The organism is Chryseobacterium sp. NRRL B-14798 (genome assembly GCF_050470705.1).
Classification (GTDB): domain Bacteria; phylum Bacteroidota; class Bacteroidia; order Flavobacteriales; family Weeksellaceae; genus Chryseobacterium; species Chryseobacterium cupriresistens.
In genome coordinates, this window is sequence record NZ_JBFLUL010000005.1 from 3,020,390 (window position 1) to 3,039,473 (window position 19,084).

General features: G+C 36.9%; 18 protein-coding genes and 1 riboswitch. Of the genes, 12 read left to right on the forward strand and 6 right to left on the reverse strand.

Annotated features, from left to right (window positions below; genetic code table 11):
- Positions 1-131: 131 nt before the first annotated feature.
- Together AB1278_RS14065 and AB1278_RS14070 are read left to right on the forward strand one after the other, a co-directional pair.
- Positions 132-3,056 (forward strand): ATP-binding protein, encoded by a 2,925-nt coding sequence (locus AB1278_RS14065; protein ID WP_429815099.1) that lies wholly within the window; start codon positions 132-134, stop codon positions 3,054-3,056.
- Positions 3,057-3,061: 5 nt separating this feature from the next.
- Positions 3,062-3,673, forward strand: a complete 612-nt coding sequence (locus tag AB1278_RS14070) for a response regulator (RefSeq protein WP_227941448.1) — start codon at positions 3,062-3,064, stop codon at positions 3,671-3,673.
- A gap of 132 nt (positions 3,674-3,805) precedes the next feature.
- On the opposite strand, the gene AB1278_RS14075 is transcribed toward AB1278_RS14070, so the two are convergent.
- Positions 3,806-4,651 carry a hypothetical protein gene (locus AB1278_RS14075; RefSeq protein ID WP_202842780.1) on the reverse strand — a complete coding sequence of 282 codons (846 nt, stop codon included), beginning with the start codon at positions 4,649-4,651 and terminating at the stop codon, positions 3,806-3,808.
- A 272-nt stretch (positions 4,652-4,923) separates the two neighbouring features.
- On the opposite strand from AB1278_RS14075, the gene AB1278_RS14080 reads away from it, so the two are divergent.
- The 6 genes from AB1278_RS14080 (at position 4,924) to AB1278_RS14105 (ending at position 9,640) form a co-directional block, all read left to right on the forward strand.
- Positions 4,924-5,880 carry a helix-turn-helix domain-containing protein gene (locus AB1278_RS14080; protein WP_202842782.1) on the forward strand — a complete coding sequence of 319 codons (957 nt, stop codon included), beginning with the start codon at positions 4,924-4,926 and terminating at the stop codon, positions 5,878-5,880.
- A gap of 170 nt (positions 5,881-6,050) precedes the next feature.
- The gene (locus tag AB1278_RS14085) at positions 6,051-7,196 is read left to right on the forward strand and encodes an MFS transporter (protein WP_429815103.1); all 1,146 of its coding nucleotides are present in this window, start codon (positions 6,051-6,053) and stop codon (positions 7,194-7,196) included.
- Positions 7,197-7,392: 196 nt separating this feature from the next.
- Positions 7,393-7,806: a hypothetical protein gene (locus tag AB1278_RS14090; protein WP_202842786.1), complete on the forward strand. Its 414-nt coding sequence runs from the start codon at positions 7,393-7,395 to the stop codon at positions 7,804-7,806.
- A 129-nt stretch (positions 7,807-7,935) separates the two neighbouring features.
- Entirely contained in the window at positions 7,936-8,538 is a 603-nt protein-coding gene (locus AB1278_RS14095) for a Crp/Fnr family transcriptional regulator (RefSeq protein ID WP_429815106.1), read from the forward strand.
- A gap of 65 nt (positions 8,539-8,603) precedes the next feature.
- The gene (locus AB1278_RS14100) at positions 8,604-9,224 is read left to right on the forward strand and encodes a hypothetical protein (protein WP_411413892.1); all 621 of its coding nucleotides are present in this window, start codon (positions 8,604-8,606) and stop codon (positions 9,222-9,224) included.
- Between the two features lie 14 nt (positions 9,225-9,238).
- Entirely contained in the window at positions 9,239-9,640 is a 402-nt protein-coding gene (locus AB1278_RS14105) for a DoxX family protein (RefSeq protein ID WP_429815110.1), read from the forward strand.
- Positions 9,641-9,719: 79 nt separating this feature from the next.
- On the opposite strand, the gene AB1278_RS14110 is transcribed toward AB1278_RS14105, so the two are convergent.
- Positions 9,720-10,355: a DUF1062 domain-containing protein gene (locus AB1278_RS14110; RefSeq protein WP_429815113.1), complete on the reverse strand. Its 636-nt coding sequence runs from the start codon at positions 10,353-10,355 to the stop codon at positions 9,720-9,722.
- Positions 10,356-10,850: 495 nt separating this feature from the next.
- Between AB1278_RS14110 and AB1278_RS14115 the strand changes: the two genes are divergently transcribed.
- Together AB1278_RS14115 and AB1278_RS14120 are read left to right on the forward strand one after the other, a co-directional pair.
- The gene (locus tag AB1278_RS14115; RefSeq protein ID WP_429815116.1) at positions 10,851-12,266 is read left to right on the forward strand and encodes an aldehyde dehydrogenase family protein; all 1,416 of its coding nucleotides are present in this window, start codon (positions 10,851-10,853) and stop codon (positions 12,264-12,266) included.
- A 115-nt stretch (positions 12,267-12,381) separates the two neighbouring features.
- Positions 12,382-13,179 (forward strand): helix-turn-helix domain-containing protein, encoded by a 798-nt coding sequence (locus tag AB1278_RS14120; protein ID WP_429815119.1) that lies wholly within the window; start codon positions 12,382-12,384, stop codon positions 13,177-13,179.
- A gap of 146 nt (positions 13,180-13,325) precedes the next feature.
- Here the strand turns inward: AB1278_RS14120 and metE are convergent, their stop codons facing one another.
- Entirely contained in the window at positions 13,326-15,629 is a 2,304-nt protein-coding gene (gene metE, locus AB1278_RS14125) for a 5-methyltetrahydropteroyltriglutamate--homocysteine S-methyltransferase (protein ID WP_429815121.1), read from the reverse strand.
- Between the two features lie 171 nt (positions 15,630-15,800).
- A riboswitch (cobalamin riboswitch) is annotated at positions 15,801-15,986 on the reverse strand.
- A 195-nt stretch (positions 15,987-16,181) separates the two neighbouring features.
- Here metE and AB1278_RS14130 point away from each other — a divergent pair.
- Complete coding sequence (locus AB1278_RS14130; protein ID WP_047422640.1) at positions 16,182-16,643, forward strand: Lrp/AsnC family transcriptional regulator; 462 nt, start codon at positions 16,182-16,184, stop codon at positions 16,641-16,643.
- An 83-nt stretch (positions 16,644-16,726) separates the two neighbouring features.
- Here AB1278_RS14130 and AB1278_RS14135 read toward each other — a convergent pair whose 3' ends face one another.
- The 3 genes from AB1278_RS14135 to AB1278_RS14145 form a co-directional block, all read right to left on the reverse strand.
- Entirely contained in the window at positions 16,727-17,269 is a 543-nt protein-coding gene (locus tag AB1278_RS14135; protein WP_429815124.1) for a hypothetical protein, read from the reverse strand.
- 100 nt (positions 17,270-17,369) lie between these two features.
- Positions 17,370-17,738, reverse strand: coding sequence for a VOC family protein (locus AB1278_RS14140; protein ID WP_429815127.1), 369 nt, complete (start codon positions 17,736-17,738; stop codon positions 17,370-17,372).
- Between the two features lie 52 nt (positions 17,739-17,790).
- Positions 17,791-18,651 (reverse strand): alpha/beta fold hydrolase, encoded by an 861-nt coding sequence (locus AB1278_RS14145; protein WP_202842804.1) that lies wholly within the window; start codon positions 18,649-18,651, stop codon positions 17,791-17,793.
- A gap of 270 nt (positions 18,652-18,921) precedes the next feature.
- On the opposite strand from AB1278_RS14145, the gene AB1278_RS14150 reads away from it, so the two are divergent.
- On the forward strand, positions 18,922-19,065 hold the full coding sequence (locus tag AB1278_RS14150; RefSeq protein WP_171006235.1) for a bacteriocin-like protein: 144 nt from the start codon (positions 18,922-18,924) through the stop codon (positions 19,063-19,065).
- Positions 19,066-19,084 lie beyond the last annotated feature (19 nt).

A 19,084-nucleotide genomic window follows, 5' to 3' on the forward strand; every position in this document is an offset into this window, starting at 1 on the left:
TGTACAAATACCATTATTAACCGTCTATTGCATTAGCAGCAGATATAGATAAGTTTTGCACATATATGAGAGTTTGGGCATTTATTTTTGCTTGCATCTATCTAAACATTTCCGGACAGCACTATACCTCTATGTGGTACAACATAGACAATGGGCTTCCACAAAGCAGTGCAAAGGCCATTGTCAAAGACAAATATGGCTTTATCTGGATTTCTACCGAAAACGGGCTGGTGAGGTATGACGGCAGTTCTTTTATTACCTTCAGTAATTTCAGGGTAAATAATCTGCATTTTGGTGAATTTATAGGAGATCCCTGTCTTGATAGTATAACGGTTCTTAATAATTTTCAGGAAAGTAAAATCATTATTAAAAACAGGTTTCCCAAAATCGCAAGGCTCACTGCCCATGATAAAATGACCTATTGCAATGGTACCGATATCCTGCACCGTATTGCCAATAATATCATTACATCGGATTTCTATAATGACGTCCAGTATTTTATTCAGCTTAAGAATTCTGTTTATCATTTTACCGAAAAAAATGCCATCATTTATAAGGAAGGGAACAAGGAAATAAAGATTACACTGCCTTTTACCAATAAAGACCTGAATTACATTTTTGTACTGAATAACCACCTTTTCATCAATGATCTGAAAAAAAGAAAAACCTACTCTATCTACAAGGGAAATCTTTCTGTTTCTGATCAACCAACACTTTTTAACCATCCTGATACGAAAATATACTGGCAGCAGATTACCAATCAGACTTTTATTATTAACCACGACAATATTTACCTTTTAGAAGGCAACGAAAAGGATCTCCGTTTAAAATTTCTTGTCAATTTTGAAGAAATCGGAAATCATTCCTACTGTTCGATGTTCTATGATAAAGCGTTCAACAAATTGTACCTGGGAACGCTTAATAACGGTCTGAATGTTCTTCAGCTTTCCAATTTCTATGTATCAAGAAAAAAAGCTGATTTTTCCAGCAATGTATATTTCGCATCTCTTCCTTTCAGCCAAAGCACAATCATTGCTGAGGACGGAACAGAATTCGGAAGAAACGGAATTGTAAACAGCCACCTTTTCGGAAACAATGACAATTATCTCATGATGTATGACAATTCCGGAAATATTCTGATCAAAAAGAGAAACCATATTGTCAGGTTTTATAAAAATTCGGGCTATAAAAAGAAGGATTCCACTTTTGTTAAAAAGGGGCTTGAAACATTTATGAAAAGCGGAACTCTTTACGGCACTACTTTCACAGATCTTTCGGGCACTCAGCTTCATTTATACAAAAAGGATATATTCAGCCAGCCGGATTACACCTATACTTTTAAAAGTTTTGTCAATATTTTTCATCAATATAATGAGAATGAAATTCTGACCGGAAACAGCGACGGCCTTTATTCCATAGCACTGCGAAGCAATACCATAACTCCTTTGATCAAAAATATCCATGTCAAAAGCATTATCAGGACAAAAGATAATCTGATATGGATTACGACGGAGAAAAGCGGCTTTTATCTTTTTAGAAATCATAAGCTTGTCAAGATGCCAAACGACATCAACGATTATCTTCAGTCAGCTCATTATATTCTTGAAGACAAAAAGGGATATTACTGGATTTCTTCAAACAATGGGATGTTTAAAGTTTCCAAAAAGCAATTGCTGCGCTATGCAGACCATAAAAACACTCCGGTTTTCTATTATCGTTTCACTAAAAAGGATGGTTTTCTGACCAATGAATTTAATGGAAGTTCAGAACCTAACGCCTATGCTCTTGAGAATGGGGATTTTGTATTCCCTTCAATGGATGGTTTTGTGTTTTTCAATCCGGAAAATATTCAGACGTATTATCCGGGAAGAAATAACATTTATATAGAAAGGGTAAAAATCGGTAATTCTGAGCCTCAGTATTTCCATCAGATCCTTGATTTGAAAAATGATTACAAAACAGCGGATGTCTTTATTGATATTCCTTATTTTTCCAATCCGGAAAACCTTTATATTGAAGCTAAAATATTCGGAAAAGAAAATACCGGATGGGAAAAGATCGCAACAGGGAAAGAATTAAAATACACCATCAGCAATCTTTCTCCAGGGGATTACACCTTGAGGGTAAGGGTATTGATATCTGCTGACGGGAAATATGAAGAAAAAACAGTACGTTTCAAAATTCAGCCTCTTTTTTATCAGACATTGCTGTTCAGAGTGTCTGCCTCCATCATTATCCTTATTATCATCATCGTTATCGTTCAGTTAACCACAAATTTTCTAAGGATAAAAAATAAAGCTTTAAAACAGATTGTCCATAATAAAAACTCTGAACTGAAGGAAACCTCTCTTCACCTGGAGGTCGTAAAAAATAACCTTCAGAAAGAAACGGAATACCAGAAAAAACTGGTGGAAACCATCAGCCACGACATTACCACTCCGATCAGATTTATAGCTATGCTTTCCCAGAAACTTCATGAGTCTGATGATGTGGAACTTCAGAAAAAGTACTTTGACAGTATCTATAAATCATCAGAGCAGCTTTACCAGTTTACGCTGAATCTGAAAGAGTATACCGAACTTTATAAGGCAGAAAATATTTTTGAAGAAAAGGAATATCCCATCAACAGAATCCTGGAAACCAAGAACAAGCTGTTCTGTGAAATTGCTAAAGAAAAAGGAACTACGATTACCAATCTTACTGAGGGTGTCATCTATTCCAGGGTAAATGAAAGTATTTTAACAGCCATTATTCATAACCTCCTTGATAATGCTGTGAAGAATACCTCTCAGGGAAACATTACCCTTAGGATTACCGAAAATCTACAAAAATCCACAATAATAATTAGTGACACAGGAACAGGAATGTCTGAGGAACAGATTGCTATCTATATGAATCTGTTCAGAAATCCAAAACTGGAAACCCCCAGTTTTAAAGGAAAAGGATTGGGTCTGCATATGGTTATCCATCTGGTAAAAAAGATCAACGCTGAAATGAATTTCAGGCAAAACCATCCTCAGGGAACTGTTGTGGAAGTAACACTCAAAAAAAACTAATCTTTATGAATGAAAAAATTTTAATTGCTGATGATCATTATGTAGTAAGGGCAGGAACCTGTCTGGTTCTTGAAACTGCTTATCCGGGTCTGAATATAGATTTTGCTGAAAATTATGACCAGGTGAAAGAAAAGCTGGGAGATCAACGGTATGATCTTCTTATTTTAGATATTGATATGCCGGGAACCCAGTATAAAAAGATGATTCCGGAGCTTAAAGATATTCAGAATGACCTTAAGATTCTCATTTTCTCAGGATATGACAAGGATGTTGCGATCCAGTATATCAGAGAAGGGGCTGAAGGCTATCTGAATAAACAAAGCAGTGAAGAGGAAATTAAAAATGCGGTGAAAACGGTCATTGAAAAGGGATATTTCTACCCCGCAGAGCTGATTGGTCTTATTATTCAAAACAAAAGAAATAATCCCGTAGAGAAGTTATCATCCAGGGAATACGAAATTTTTAAACTTCTGGCGGACGGCAACGGTAATCTGGAAATTGCCAACAGGCTCAATATTCAGATGTCTACAGTAAGTACGTATAAAAAAAGAATCTTTCAAAAGCTTAATGTCGGAAATATTGCAGAGCTGATTAAAGTCTATGAAATGATGCATTAAGAAAACGGGGCCGGAATTTAAAGTATTCCTGCCCCGAAAAAACACAAATCTCATGAGATTTTAATAGCTAACCCATTGATTTTTTATGCGTTATTTTTTATCATTGTATTTTTAGAATCATCTGTCGGTGTACTAGTACAGTCTCTGTACAGAGAGAAATAACTCCCTTGTATTATCAGAAGTATTGGAATCTGTGGTTGTAGCATCGCTGCTTCCTGTTGTAGATTTATTATCTACACGGAATGCATAATACACTCTGTACCATCTTGGCTCCGGTTCCTGTACGGTAATATCAAATGTTACCGTCTCATTATGGGTCTGGGTAAGATAAACACCATCATCAAATTGTCTGTAAGCTCCCGGTGATAATTTAATATTTCCATTATCAGAATCACCGGTATGGGTAGACATTTCCGAAACCCAGATTTTCACATCTGAAGTTCCTACATTGTAAAGTCTCGGATTAAAAGTGGTAGCCGCTCCCGTACCTGCTGAACTGCTGTTAAACTGGGCATCAAGTCTCAGGAAACCTCCCAAAACCGGAAGATCGGTAAGATAAGTACTGGCCAATGTACTGGCTCCTGAAGTACCTGCAGGAATGCTCCCGTGATAATAGATTAAATCTCCAATGGGAATATCATTATCCTGTCCTCCAAAAGCAAATTTCCAGGTAGTTCCGTTGAACATATAATAGCCGGCTTTATCTACTTTTGCAGTTTTTACAGAAGGAATAGTTACCGCCTGGGTTACATAGACCAAAGCTCCGGTCTGAGCTGCCAGATAAACATTATCTTTAGCTCTTAACTGGTCTCCTGTCATTCGGGGAGCCATCACTCCATCAGCAGCAGTAGCCACGTCCGGTTTTCCTTCTACATGTAATGTTACTTTAGGAGAATCTGTATTGATCCCAACCTGGGAAAATGCCGCAATTGAAAAACACATCATAATGCTGGCAAGAGGTAATTTTATTTTTTTCATTTTAGTATATTTGTTTAAAAATTATTTGATTTATTTAAAAATTGAATAAATCGTTTAGGGGTTAATTGAAAGATCATCAATCAGCCTTTGTTGAGCTAGCTGATGCAAAGTTATCCGCGCTGATAAATCAAATCCATCAATAATCAATGAAAAACAGGAAACAGCTCATAAAACACAAATTTCTAATAACCAGAAAGTTAAACCAGTCATTTTCTGAAATCTGACTGTTAAGAGAAAATATTGGAATGATTTAAAATTACCTTCTGCCACAAATGACCACCGAAAAAGACATAAAAATTGAACAGTACAAAAGACAGCTGGTGTATTATTATAATATTCTGATGTCTGTTATTCTTGCCCTATTTGGTTTAATATTTACTTTTATTATTCCCGATAAAATAATGGCCTGGTATCTTTTCGGAGGACTTTTTTTAATGGTCTATACGTATCTGATTGTACGCAAAACCTACTCGGTGAATGTCATGGTACATTCCTACATCATTATTGCGACGCTTTATAATTTTTACATTATGCTGGCTTTCTGGAACAATTCTATAGCGAGTTTTGTCTGGCTTATTCCGATTCCGCTGGCAGCCTATGTTTTCTTTCAAAGAAAATATGTTTTTATTTACAGCATATATGTTTTGCTGAATATTATAGCGGGATACCTTATTTCTAAATCTTTCAGCTTTAAATTCCCGATACACCAACCAGAAGATGTGAGAATTACCGATACCATCCTTATGATTTCCAATGTAGCAGTCATTGCACTCCTGCTCTATTTTAAGGATAAAATAAAACGGGTTGAAATTTACCACGAAATTGAGGAGAAAGCCCAGAGTACAGCAATACAGCCGGTTCCTACAGCAGACAAAGCTCCTTTTGCGGATGAACTGTTTGACAAAATTGAATCTGTGATGAGAGAAAAACAGCTGTATAAAGATGTTAATTTCAATATTTCAAAGCTTTCCACAGAAATGGAAATCAACAGTAGTTATATCTCAAAATCAATTCGTGCAAAAGGATATCCCAACTTCAATAATTACCTGAATATGCACAGGATTGAATGTGTAAAAAAACTGCTTAATGAAAATGACCTTGAAAAGGTAACCCTCATGTATATCTATACTGAGGCCGGATTCTCTAACCAGTCTACCTTCAACAGGGTTTTCAAGCAGATGGAAAATATTACCCCTTCCGAGTATATCAGCAGCCTTCAGCTTCATTGATTTGTATCACCAATCCACATCATTGAGATAATAATTTTTAAGTTCGGAAAATAATCAGGAAATTTACAAGACAAATTTTCTGTAAAACCATTGCATTGTAATTGCAAAAAAATCATGAATTCATCTGAAAAAGCCATTCAGGGAAGCTTACGTTTCCGATATATAAAACTTTGTATTTTTTTTCAGGACTTTCGGTTTTTGCACAACTTTATCTTTTCCAACCGATGCTGCCTATGGCTGCGGAACAGTTTGGGGTATCCGTAGGTGATACTTCCCTGCTGGTATCTTCATCCACGATAGGTATGGCATTGGGCTTATTATTTTTTGCCTTTAAAGCTGACAGTTATTCCAGAAAAAGCCTCATGGTTTTTTCTTTGATTTCATCTGCAAGCCTTACTGTTATTTCTACCTGGATCCCGAATTTAACACTCCTGATTGCCGTTGGAGTATTGAAAGGTTTTGTTGTTTCCGGGGTTTCTGCAGTTGCTCTGGCCTATCTTACAGAAGAAGTGGATGCTCTGGCAGTACCAGCAGCCATCAGTATGTATCTCAGCGGTAATACCATTGGAGGAATGAGCGGAAGAATAATGGCTACTTTGTTTGCAGGGGAATTCGGATGGCGTAATGCCGTTCTGCTGATTGGCATAGAAAGTTTCATCCTCGGCGCTGTATTCTGGAAACTGTTTCCGGAATCAAAGTTCTTCAATCCACAGAAAACAGACTATCATCTTAAGGTAAAACAGATGAAATTTTTCCTTACCAATCCTTACATGCTCCGTTTATATTGTACTGCAGCATTATTAATGGGTGTTTTCGTGAGTGTTTATAATTACCTGACATTCAGACTAGAGACTAAACCATTTTCATTAAGCCACTTTATCATTGCTTTTATCTTTCTGATGTATATTTTTGGCGTCTTTGGAACGATGATCGTAGGCCGTCTTTCAAGGAGGTTTCCCATGAATAATATCCTTAAAGCATCCATTCTGACTATGATTATCGGAGCTGCTTTATTGCTGTCTGAAAACATTTATATCCTTATTTTCGGACTCGGGCTTTTCACCCTTTCATTCTTCGCTGCTCATACTATGGCCAGTCAGATGACTGCATTGTATGCAAGGCGGGGAAAATCTTCAGCCACTTCTATTTACTGGCTTTTTTATTATTTTGGTTCAAGTATTCTGGGAAGCGGTACCGGTTATCTGCTTCATGCCTTTTCATGGGATGTTTTCATAGCAGTTCTTATGATAAGTATTATAACCGCTCTTCTTCTTACCACTTTTAATACCAATCCAAAAGCGGGAATAAAAAACTAATACCACATAGATACCACATCCGGTACTTCATGATTATGTGATAATTCACGTATAGTGTACTATTTTAACGTATTGTTAATTTTTTATATCAAAAATTTAACCTAATATCCTTCAAAACAAGATTTAACAATACAATGTCGGGCATACTATTTGCTATTTTACTAAAGACCATATCACCATTTAAAATCAAAATATTATGAACGTAGCAGATCTAAAAATCAAGAACTTGGTTGAGTATAAAAATCAGATTTATACCATTGCTGAGATCTTTCAAAATGTCGAACAGGCTTATTTTGTTAAAATTGAAAATGATATTCAAAGTATTTCGGTCCCGGCAACATCCATTAAACCGATTAAAATAACGGAAGAATGGCTTGAAAAGCTCGGCTTTTCACGAACAGACAGTTCAGATCAGAGTATACGGTATGAAAGACCGGAAGCTTTTATAAAATATGATATAGACCTGAGTTCCAGAAAAATACTGGAAGGGCTGAAAATATACGGGAACGCCATAAAGTGTAAATATATCCATGAGTTTCAGAATATTTTCTCAAGCTTATTCGGAAAGGAAACTGTTTTACATTATGGTTATTTGAAAACAGAATCGTAGTTAAATAGTTCTTAGTTGAGGAAGACCACAATTTACATGATAAATTGTGGTCTTCTTATGTATAATTGTTTCATCTTACTTCCGTAATTTAATATTTGCGTAAATTTGTGTCTATACGTACAAAATCTAATGATGGATACAGATACAATAGTTTCACAACTCATAGAACACTTTAGAGAAATCGTTTTTTTAGAAGATAAAGATATTGACTGCATTAATTCCAAATTAGAGATTATACAACTTAAAAAGAAAGATTATCTGCTTCGCGAAGGACAGGTTTCCAGACATATGCGTTTCATTGCACAGGGCAGCCTCTATGCGTACCATATTGATGAAAAAGGAAAAGAAAATACCACTCAGCTGGGTATTGAAAACTGGTGGGTGAATGATCTTTACAGCTATCTTAGCGAACTGCCTTCAAGAATGTTTATTCAGGCTAATGAAGATACCACCATCATACAGATCAGTAAAAATAATCTGGAATCATTGTACAAAGAAGTTCCGGCTGTCTCAGAGTTCTGGCGTCTGAAGATGCAGAGTGCCTATGTTACGTTACAGGAAAGAACCTTTGAACATTCCCGTGTTGATGCTTATACCAAATACCGCACATTTGTCACTACTTACCGTAATATCGAACAGCGTTTTCCTCAATACATGATCGCTTCCTACCTGGGAATCACCGTAGAATACCTCAGCTATCTGAGAAAAAAACACCTGTCTGACGTTTCTTAAGATTTCTTAAGTTTATTCCGTTCCGGCCTGAATAATTTTGCTCACAGAAATTTAATGAGTGAAATATGAAGGCAAAAATTATCGCTATAACAGCTCTTGTATCAGCTTCCCTGAGCCTGAATGCACAGCAGCTTTCCTATACCCCGGATCTTGTTTTAGGACATCGCTCCTATACTTATATGCACAATATCAATTATCAGCTGAATGAACGGTTGAAACTGAACAATCTTACCCTATTTGATACAGAATATACCAAAGATAAAGAAAACATATTCTTCATCAGAAATACCCTCTCGTATAATCTTACCAAAAGACTTAGTGCCAATGCGGCATTGGGAATGAAAAATCCCGGCGCATTTTTCAGTATTTATCTGCAATATAAAATCATCCAGTCCTCCTATTCACTTTCCTACTCTATAGGAACTACGTATCAGAAAGGATTTTCTCTGGAACAGTCTGTATCATTTGAATACACCCCTTATCTGACAGAAAATTTCAAAGGATACTTCAGTGTACTCGCTATTGGAAACCTCGATAATAGTGGATATCCCAGAGGGCTGCAGTTTATCAGACTGGGCCTGAAAAAGGATAAAATGATGTACGGGCTGGCTTCCAATTTCGACCAGTTTAATAACGGAAAAAAGACCCTGGAAAATATCGGGGCATTTGTAAAATATAACTTTTAAATAATTTATAAGAAATGAAAAAGAACATTGATTCAGGATTACTGATCACCAGAATAGCAATTGCATTTCCAATGTCGGTTTATGGAATCAGTAAAGTGATCCATGGAGTTGGTTTTATTGAAGATATGATGAGCATTCATGGCTTACCGCCATTTTTTGCGTATGGCGTGTTTGCAGGAGAAATTATTGCACCTGTCATGCTGATCATAGGATTTCGGGCCCGTCTGGCAGGATTAATCTTTGCTGCCAATTGCTTCACGGCTACCCTACTGGCGCAAACAGCCAATATTTTCAAGCTTAATGACTTTGGAGGCTGGGCGTTGGAACTGCTTGTGATTTATATGCTCGTAAGTCTAAGTTTTTTCTTTACTGGTGCCGGAAAATATGCAGTTTCAACCCAAAATACGTGGGATTAATCCAAATGAAATACATAAAGTGAACTCAATAAAAAGCCTCCCGATCAACAACCGGAAGGCTTTTATAATGATTGATCATTTACTGTGTTGAGAAAAAATCCTCTTTTCCGATAAGATAAATATTGATCAGCTCCTGCCTGTTGATATCAACAATATCTCCATTCTTGAACTTATATTTCTTTTGAAGAGGCTTCTCATTAAAGTAAACCTTACCTGAAGCAAGCAAGAGGTTCAGTTTAGATGATGAAAGCCCTAAACATGTCCGGATTACTGTTGAGACTCTCATATTAAAATCAAAAGAAGACTGTATTTGAAAAGAAATGAACTCATCTTCCCTATTCATAAGATCTTCTACGGGAAGATTTGGGTATAGATTTTCATATTCCACACTTTCCCAGTCGGCTTCCACATTATTTTTTCTTCTTATTTCCTGTGAGAAAGCGTATTGCCAGGCAGTTTCCACATTGTTTTCTGAGAATTTACGGAATGTTTCTTTACTGATAGATTCTGTTCTGATTCTTGAAAATACGGTCATATTATAGGTATTGCGGCATTTTACACACCGGTAAATCAGCCATATATCAATATTCTTTTTCTGGGCATTCAGTCTGAATTTATCACTGCATTGAAATCTGTCGCTGTTACATTGATTGCATTTCTTTTTGAGTAAGGGAGTATTTTTCGCTTTTACCTCCCAGATATGTTGGGTATTCATTACTTATAATCGTGCTTAATATTCTTTGTTGGATTTTTCCATATTATTCACGCATTACAGAAAGGTATACCTCTGTAGTATTATTCAAAGATCAGGTAAGCTATAGTTTTTCTCTGCAGTAAAGTTTTGATCAATAGCATTGGTCAAAGCCGGAATAGCAGAGATAAAGTCACCTTTAACAGTGAATACGATAAATAATAGGATGAAATAAAAACCTGTTCGGGCAGAATTACCCAAACGAAAGAACGATCAGCCTGTGGTTACTGAGACTGATACTAAGCGAAAATAAGTTTAAGAGTTGTTCTCAAAACGTTTTATTTACTTGGTTATGATAAAAGTAGTCAATTTTATTGGAGAACGGAACTTTTTACGGATAAATTCAAAAATAAAATGAACAAGCTTTAGAATGGACCATACAACAAAGAAAAATTGAGCTTTACAACAAACCTCTCTTTTTCCTTTCTGCCGAAATTTGTGGTATTAAAATCATCAAAAATGAATCAGATTAATAAAATTTACATCAACGGCGAATTTGTTACGCCAAGAGGAACAGAAACTTTTGATCTTATCAATCCCGTTACCAACCAAAAAACCGGAGAAGTGGTTCTGGGAAATGAAGAAGATACCAGAATGGCCATTGCAGCAGCAAAGAAAGCTTTTACAACTTTTTCAAAAACTACAAAAGAAGAAAGAATCCATTTTCTCAGAAAACTGCACGATGCTGTAAGCAAAAGAGAAGATGAGTTGGTTGCTGTTATGGTGAATGAATATGGAGGAACTTTACAGTTCAGCAGAATGAGTGTCCAAAATGCAATCTCTGCATTTACAGCCACCATCAATACTTTGGAATCTTATGATTTCGAAAGAACGGTGGGACATTCCAAAGTACGTTTTGAATCTTTAGGTGTAGTTGGAATTATTACCCCATGGAATGCCAGCAACAGCTTTATCTGTAATAAACTTGCTACAGCCATTGCTGCCGGATGTACAGCCGTCATCAAACCCAGTGAAATGAGTGCAGTACAAACCCAACTGCTTACTGAATGTTTCCACGAAGCCGGCCTTCCGGAAGGAATTTTCAATATTGTTAACGGATTAGGAAATATAGTTGGAAATGAAATTACACATCATCCAGATATCGCAAAAATCTCTTTCACCGGATCTACACTTACAGGAAAAGCGATTGCCAAAGGAGCTGTAGACACCATGAAAAGGGTAACCCTGGAACTTGGAGGAAAGTCTCCTAATATTATTCTTGAAGATGCTGATTTTGAAAAAGCAATCCCAATGGCCGTTTTCGGGGCTTATATGAATAATGGTCAGGCCTGCATCGCCCCTACCCGATTATTGGTTCCGCAAAACAGACTGGAGGAGGTAAATGAACTGGCTAAAAAAGCAGCCGGACAGGTAAAAGTAGGAAATCCTGCTGAAGAAGATACTCTTGTAGGACCTATGGTGAGTGTAAAACAATTTGAAAGAGTACAAAGTTATATCCGTCTGGGACAGGAAGAAGGAGCCGTTCTGCTTGCAGGTGGTGAAGGAAAACCGGAAGGTCTTGAAAGCGGTAATTTTGTAAAAGCAACCATCTTTACCAATGTCCGTAATGATATGCGTATCGCGCAGGAAGAGATTTTCGGGCCTGTACTGTCTATTATTCCTTATGCTGATGAGGAAGAAGCAATTGCCATTGCCAATGACACTACTTATGGTCTTGCTGCTTATATCAGTTCTGATAATCATGAACATGCGGAACGTGTAGCTGCACAGATTGATGCCGGAAGAATCTGTATTAACGGGTTTGCCCACGATCCATACGCTCCTTTCGGTGGTTTCAAGCAAAGCGGTATTGGGCGTGAGTTTGGTGTATTCGGACTGGAAGCTTACCTGGAACCCAAAACGATTCTGGCCTAGTAGGATCTTCTTCACAGCAAAATATTCTCAGGATTACTTTGCTGTGGAGATTCTATGATCCTGAAAAGTTTTGTAAGTTTGAATAAGAATTGATCAAGAAACAACTTTCTGAGCTATGAGCGAAAATAATATTCCTTTTCCCATCAATTATTCCTGTCATTTTTCAGAATTCAGGGAAGGAGAACAATTTGCACGAATTCACAGCCTCGGCCTGGTGCTTTCCGGGGAAATGGAACTTAATGATGGCATCACAAAAACGATATTTAAAGAAGGAGAACTCTATTCTGCCAGAAAAAACCATTTATTAAAATTTGCAAAATATCCACCCAAAAATGGGGAAATCAAAACCATATCCATCTATTTTGACGATGCCATGCTTCATGATTTCAGCCGAGAATATGGATATCAGGCAGAAAAAAAGGACAATGTCCAGGCCTATATAAAACCTGAGCAAAAGGCATTACATTCTTTTATGTACTCATTATTAGCGTATGAAGATCTTCCTGCTTCTGAAGAAATACTGAGACTTAAACAAAAAGAAGCTCTCCTCTTACTGTTGAATTACGATCCCGGTCTTAAGGATATTTTGTTTGATTTTTCCGAGCCCTATAAAATAGATATTGAAGCTTTTATGAATAAAAACTTTCACTTCAATGTCAATGTAGAACGTTTTGCTTATTTAACGGGGAGAAGTCTGTCTGCATTTAAAAGGGATTTTCAAAAGATATTCGGAATTCCGCCAAGACAATGGCTTCAGCTTCGAAGATTAAAGGAAGCCCATTTTCTGCTAAGCCAAAAAGGAAAGTCCGTTTCTGATATTTATTTAGATCTTGGATTTGAAAATTTATCCCATTTCTCATTTGCCTTTAAAAAACAATTCGGCTATCCGCCAAGTGCTTTACAGGCAAAATAACTTAGATTTTGAACCATTAAGATCCTATCAGAACGATTTTCAACTACTTTATTCTTCAAAAATTTTAATAGTTTAAAAATAACAGATCGTGCCATGAAAATCATAACACGATCTGAATTATTGAATCTAATTATTGTAAAAGTTTTCTAAAGTGCATATTCTACTGAAGCTTCTTTGGCAGCAGCCACCATTGCAATTAAAGCTTTTTCGGTTTCTTCCCAGTGTCTTGTCTTCAGTCCGCAATCAGGATTTACCCAAAGCTGATTGGCAGGAATGACATTCTGAGCCTTTCTCAACAATTCAATCATTTCTTCTTTTGACGGAACTCTTGGTGAGTGAATATCGTATACTCCAGGACCAATTTCATTCGGATATTTGAAATCGGCGAAAGCATTCAGCAGCTCCATCTGAGAACGTGAACATTCTATGGTAATGACATCTGCATCCATATCGGCAATGTTTTCAATAATATCATTGAACTCAGAATAACACATGTGAGTGTGAATTTGGGTAGCATCTTCCACTCCGCTTGCTGAAATTCTGAAAGCTTCCACTGCCCATTTCAGATAATTCTGCCAGTCTGTTTTTCTTAATGGTAGTCCTTCTCTGATCGCAGGTTCATCAATCTGAATAATTCTGATTCCTGCTTTTTCCAGGTCCACTACCTCATCACGGATTGCCAAAGCAATCTGCTTACACGTTTCTGAACGAGGCTGATCATCACGTACAAAAGACCACTGTAAAATCGTAACCGGACCTGTCAACATTCCTTTTACCCATTTTTCAGTCTGAGATTGGGCATATTGAGACCAGTACACCGTCATCGGAGTCGGGCGGGAAACATCACCGAAGATCACAGGGGGTTTTACACAACGGCTTCCGTAGCTTTGTACCCAACCGTTTTTAGTGAATACAAATCCTTCCAGCTGTTCCCCGAAATATTCCACCATGTCGTTTCGCTCAAATTCTCCATGAACCAATACATCAATTCCGATGTCTTCCTGCCAGCGGATTGTTCTCTGCGTTTCCTCTTTCAGTAAGGTATCATATTGTTCTGCTGTCAGTTCTCCTTTTTTAAATTTTGCTCTCCAGCTTCTTACTTCTGTGGTTTGCGGGAATGATCCGATCGTAGTAGTGGGGAACAAAGGAAGCTGCAATATTTCCTGTTGCTCTTTTTTACGGATTTTGAAGGTGTTTATTCTCTGAGCATCTTTTTCAGTAACAGCATTGGCTCTTTGCTTCACTTCATTATTATGGATAAGAGAAGAAGTTCTTCTACTCTCAATTGCTTTTTTATTTTCTTCAAATGCTTCAAAAATCTGTTCATTTTCCGTTCCGGAAGCCAGTTCTTTAAGAGTTACTACTTCTTTTACTTTTTGTTTAGCAAAAGCCAGCCAGTTCTTAATTTCCGGGTTAAGATTGGTTTCAAAATCCAGGTCACAGGGTGAATGAAGCAATGAACATGATGGTGCAATGAAAATTCTTTCAGATCCTAGTTTTTCAACCGCTTTACTGATAAAAGACAGCGACTTTTCGTAATCATTTTTCCAGATATTTCTACCGTCAACAACTCCTAATGAAAGGCTTACACTTTCAGGAATGCTATTCAGAATATTATCCAGCTGCTCAGGATTTCTAACCAGATCAACATGCAATGTATTGACGGGAAGTGAAACGGCAAGTGAAGTATTGTCTTTTAACCCGTCAAAATAGGAAGCCACAATAAATTTCAGTTTCGGGAAACGTTTTCTGATTTCGGCATACACATAACGGTAAGTTTCTTTGGCTTTCTCTGTTAAATCCAATGCCAGGAAAGGTTCATCAAACTGGATCCATTCTGCACCCTGTTCCTGAAGTTTGGTTAAAATCTCTGTATAAACAGGAAGAAGACTTCCGGCCAGATCCAGTTTATCAAATCCTTCTTCTTTTTCTTTTCCTAATAACAGATAAGAAACCAGCCCGATAATAACCGGTTTCGCATTGATTCCAGCTTGTTTTGCTCCTGCAAATTCATTGAAAATTTTATCTGAGCTCAGCTTAAACTGTTGATTTTTATAAAATTCCGGAACGATGTAATGATAGTTGGTATCGAACCATTTGGTCATTTCCATGGCGGTGATATCCAATCCATCTTTCTGATAGCCTCTTGCCATGGCAAAATAAAGATCCAGCTCAGTATTGTTTTTTTTAAGCACCACTTCATGGTACCGTGTTGGAATGGCACCTACGACAAGGCTCATATCCAATACCTGATCATAGTATGAAAAATCATTACACGGGATAAGATCTATCCCTGCTTCTTTCTGGATATTCCAGTTTTGACTGCAGAGAGTTCTTCCGGTGTTCAGAAGTTCTTCCAAAAGGATTTTACCTGACCAGTACTGCTCGCAGGCTTTTTTGAGTTCTCTTTTGCTACCAATACGCGGATAGCCAAGAATGTGAGTTTGCATTTTTTTAAACTTTTTAATTAAACTTATTGGGAAGTCCTTTACAATGCTTCGTTATGTTGCGGAAAAAGTTTCAGGAAAATAGTGACATAGCAGACAATGTATTTCCCTTCAGAAGAAAATACAAAATTTGATATACCATCTGTATGACCCAAAGCTTCAGCCCGCGAAAGCATTGTCAATTCAGTAAAGGCAGGTCTCCTGACTTGTAACAGTTTCCGTCATCCTTCCCGCTTTTGGCAGTGGATCTGCAAGGACAGAAACTTTTGGTGGGTTACTTACAGTTGCGCGACAGCTCGTGATTTGCACACGATTCCCTATTAATCTACCTTAAGTAAAACCTTTCCTGTTTGATGAAGTATCTGTAAAGAACTGTACTTTTACCTTTAACAAAGGTTATCAGTAAAAGTTTTTAATTTTGTGTAAAATTAGTAATACAGAATAAAACCACAACTGGAAACAAATAATTAAGCAAATTAAACTTCAGGAATTAAAAATAAAAGCATATAATTCTTTATATTTGACTGTTTTAATCATTTAAAAGAATAATATTCTGTGGAACAACTCGATGATAAGGATGTACAGCTGCTCAGGCTCCTCCAGAAAAACGCCAAACTTACCGTTAAAGAGCTCGCTAAAGAAGTGAACCTTTCTACTTCACCGGTTTTCGAAAGGGTAAAAAGGCTTGAACAGGAAGGTTTTGTTAAAAGATATGCGGCAGTTCTTGATGCTGAAAAACTGAACCGTGGATTTACGGTGTTTTGCCAGATCAAACTTAAAATTCACGACCGGTCTGTGGGGTATGATTTTGTAAAAGAAATTTTAGAAATTGAAGAAGTTGCGGAATGTTACAATATTTCCGGAGATTTTGATTTCCTTCTGAAAGTGCAGGTGCGGGATATGAAGCATTATCAGGATTTTGTATTTAACAAGCTGGGATCCGTAGATTCTATCGGCAGCACGCACAGTACTTTTGTGATGGCTGAGGTAAAAAACAACCATGGACTGACGATATAGATTTCTTTTAAAGTTAACACCGTCTGAGGATAAAAAAATCCGTCAATAATGACGGATACTATAATTATTTTGTTTTTTAGTACTTAATTGGCAGCCGGATCCGTAAGTTCTGTTGTTAAACCTATTGATTTTAACAGGTTCTTACTGTCGAAAAGCAATGTTGTATAATGTTTCCCTTTTTTAAAAACCAGTTTTGACCCTCCCGGAAATTCACTGTCTGCTCCCGATTTTTGTATTTTGGCATTGTACTTACCGAACTTCGTTTTACTGTCCTGTAATGTACTTTTATTCAGAACAAGACCAAAAGGAAGTCCTTCCACAATGACAGATTTATTGTCTGAAGTCACAAAAAACATCTCATTGATACTATTGTCTTTTCCCAGGCTGCAATAAAGCTCCAGTCCTGTTTTCATAGGCCATTTTGCATATTTTTCTTCGTTGGCATCTTCATAAAAAACAGTTTTTACGTTCAACGCTTTTGAAATTTTATCCGGAGTCTGTGGGAATATGAATTCTGAGTTTTTGTCCAGTAAAGAACCCAACACGGCTGTTTTCTGTGAAAATGCAGTTGCACTTAATACCAGAAAAAAGATGGTGACAATGAAATGGAATGGTCTCGTCTGCATAAAAATATTTTAAATTGTAATGATTTGATGGCTAAAGATATTAAAATTTTGGGCAAAGCTCTATTTTAAGCAATTTTTTACATCGCACTTCTGTTTTTGGCTATTTTCTTTCCTGTAAATTGAACACGGTACCGGCAGGATCGGTAATCCAGTGCATATTTTCAGGAAGCTCTTCTATTTCGTCACAGGTTTCCACACCGTTTGACAGCAGATATAGTGTAGCAGCTTCTACATCGGGAACGGTAAGCTGGAGCCATGTTTCAGAATGGGTATAGTTATCAACACAATCCAGCCATATGATATTATTCCCGAATTTCACCTCGTGGGTTCTGGAAACAGTGGGATTTTTTATCGGCTTTTCCTCAACTTTCAATTTTAAAATATCCCTGTAAAAAGCAACCGTTTTTTCGTATGTATTTTTGGGAATTTTGATAGCAATATTAATTCCTGCCTCAAATTTTGTATTCATAGTATAGATTTTGAACTTTATAAACAGATTTCAATTCTTTGATGGCATTCTATTATTTCAAAAAAACATTCAGATAATTCACAATCATTGCCGTCTGCATCATCAGGCTTACATGGGTTTGTCCGGGAGCGATAGCCAGCTGGGACTTTGGTAATTCGCCCATATCTGCAAAAACATCACCTCCCAATAATTTATAGGTTTTTGAAAGTTCTGTTTTATCCAATCCGTCATTATCACCAGCTATGATTAAGACAGGCACCGGAATTTTAGAGATATTATCATCACCCAGGTCGAAAGGCTGTCCGGCAGAAGCCATCATCTGCTCCAAAAATGGTTTCCATTTTGTTTTATCAGGTGCTACAGCATTATAGGCAGTATGCATAGGGCTGTTTGTGAAGAGTTCAGGTTTCATTCCTTCAAGAGCTTTATTTACTTCGGGCAGCCATCCGTTAGTTTTATAGGTTGATGAAATGATAACCAGTTTGTTCAGTCTTTCCGGACTTTGAATAGCCAGTTTATAGGCCACTTCACCTCCAAAGCTGTACCCTGCCACATCTGCCTTGTCTATTTTCAGATAGTCCATTACCTTTGTAACATCACTGGCTAAAGTAGCATGTGATAATTTCCTTTCTGAAAAAGGCGTGTGACCATGTCCCTGTAATTCAAGAGCTATTACTTTTCTGTTTTTGGACAATTCCGGGATCAATTCACCCCAGTTCAAATCAATCGTCATGAAAGCGCCATGTAACAGTACAAGAGGCTTTCCTTTGCCATAGACTTCATAATAAACTTTGATGCCATTAACAGGTGCATAACCACTTTCAGAAGGTTTTATTTTTTGTCCATATACCGGAGAGGAGGCAAGGATAATAATAAAGAACAATACTGCAGAGAATTTGAATAGACTTTTCATAATATTATCAGATTTGGTGGATTAATTTTAAGTCAAAGTTACCAACCCGATCGGAAAACGGACTTGTCACAGGGCAAGATTTTATAGAAATGAGAGGAATAGTTTAAGGATTGGTTTAAACTTATTCCCAAAAAACATTTTACTTCATTACATAAAATAAACTTTAATCATTCTACAATTAAGCAACTAAAAAATAAAAATTTTACAATAATTCTATCATGGTTGATAAAATTTTATTAATTTCGAATTGAACTAAACGTACAATTTATTATGAAAAATTTAAAGAAAATCGAAAGAAAAGAATTGAAAACAATTAAGGGAGGAATTGACTGCAGAGGTGGTCAACTTTGTTTAATCGGTGGTAAGTGGCAATGTATGCCTTACGACGGATGCGGTGGCGGAAACCAGCCTTAATTTCAGTGTAATTCAATTA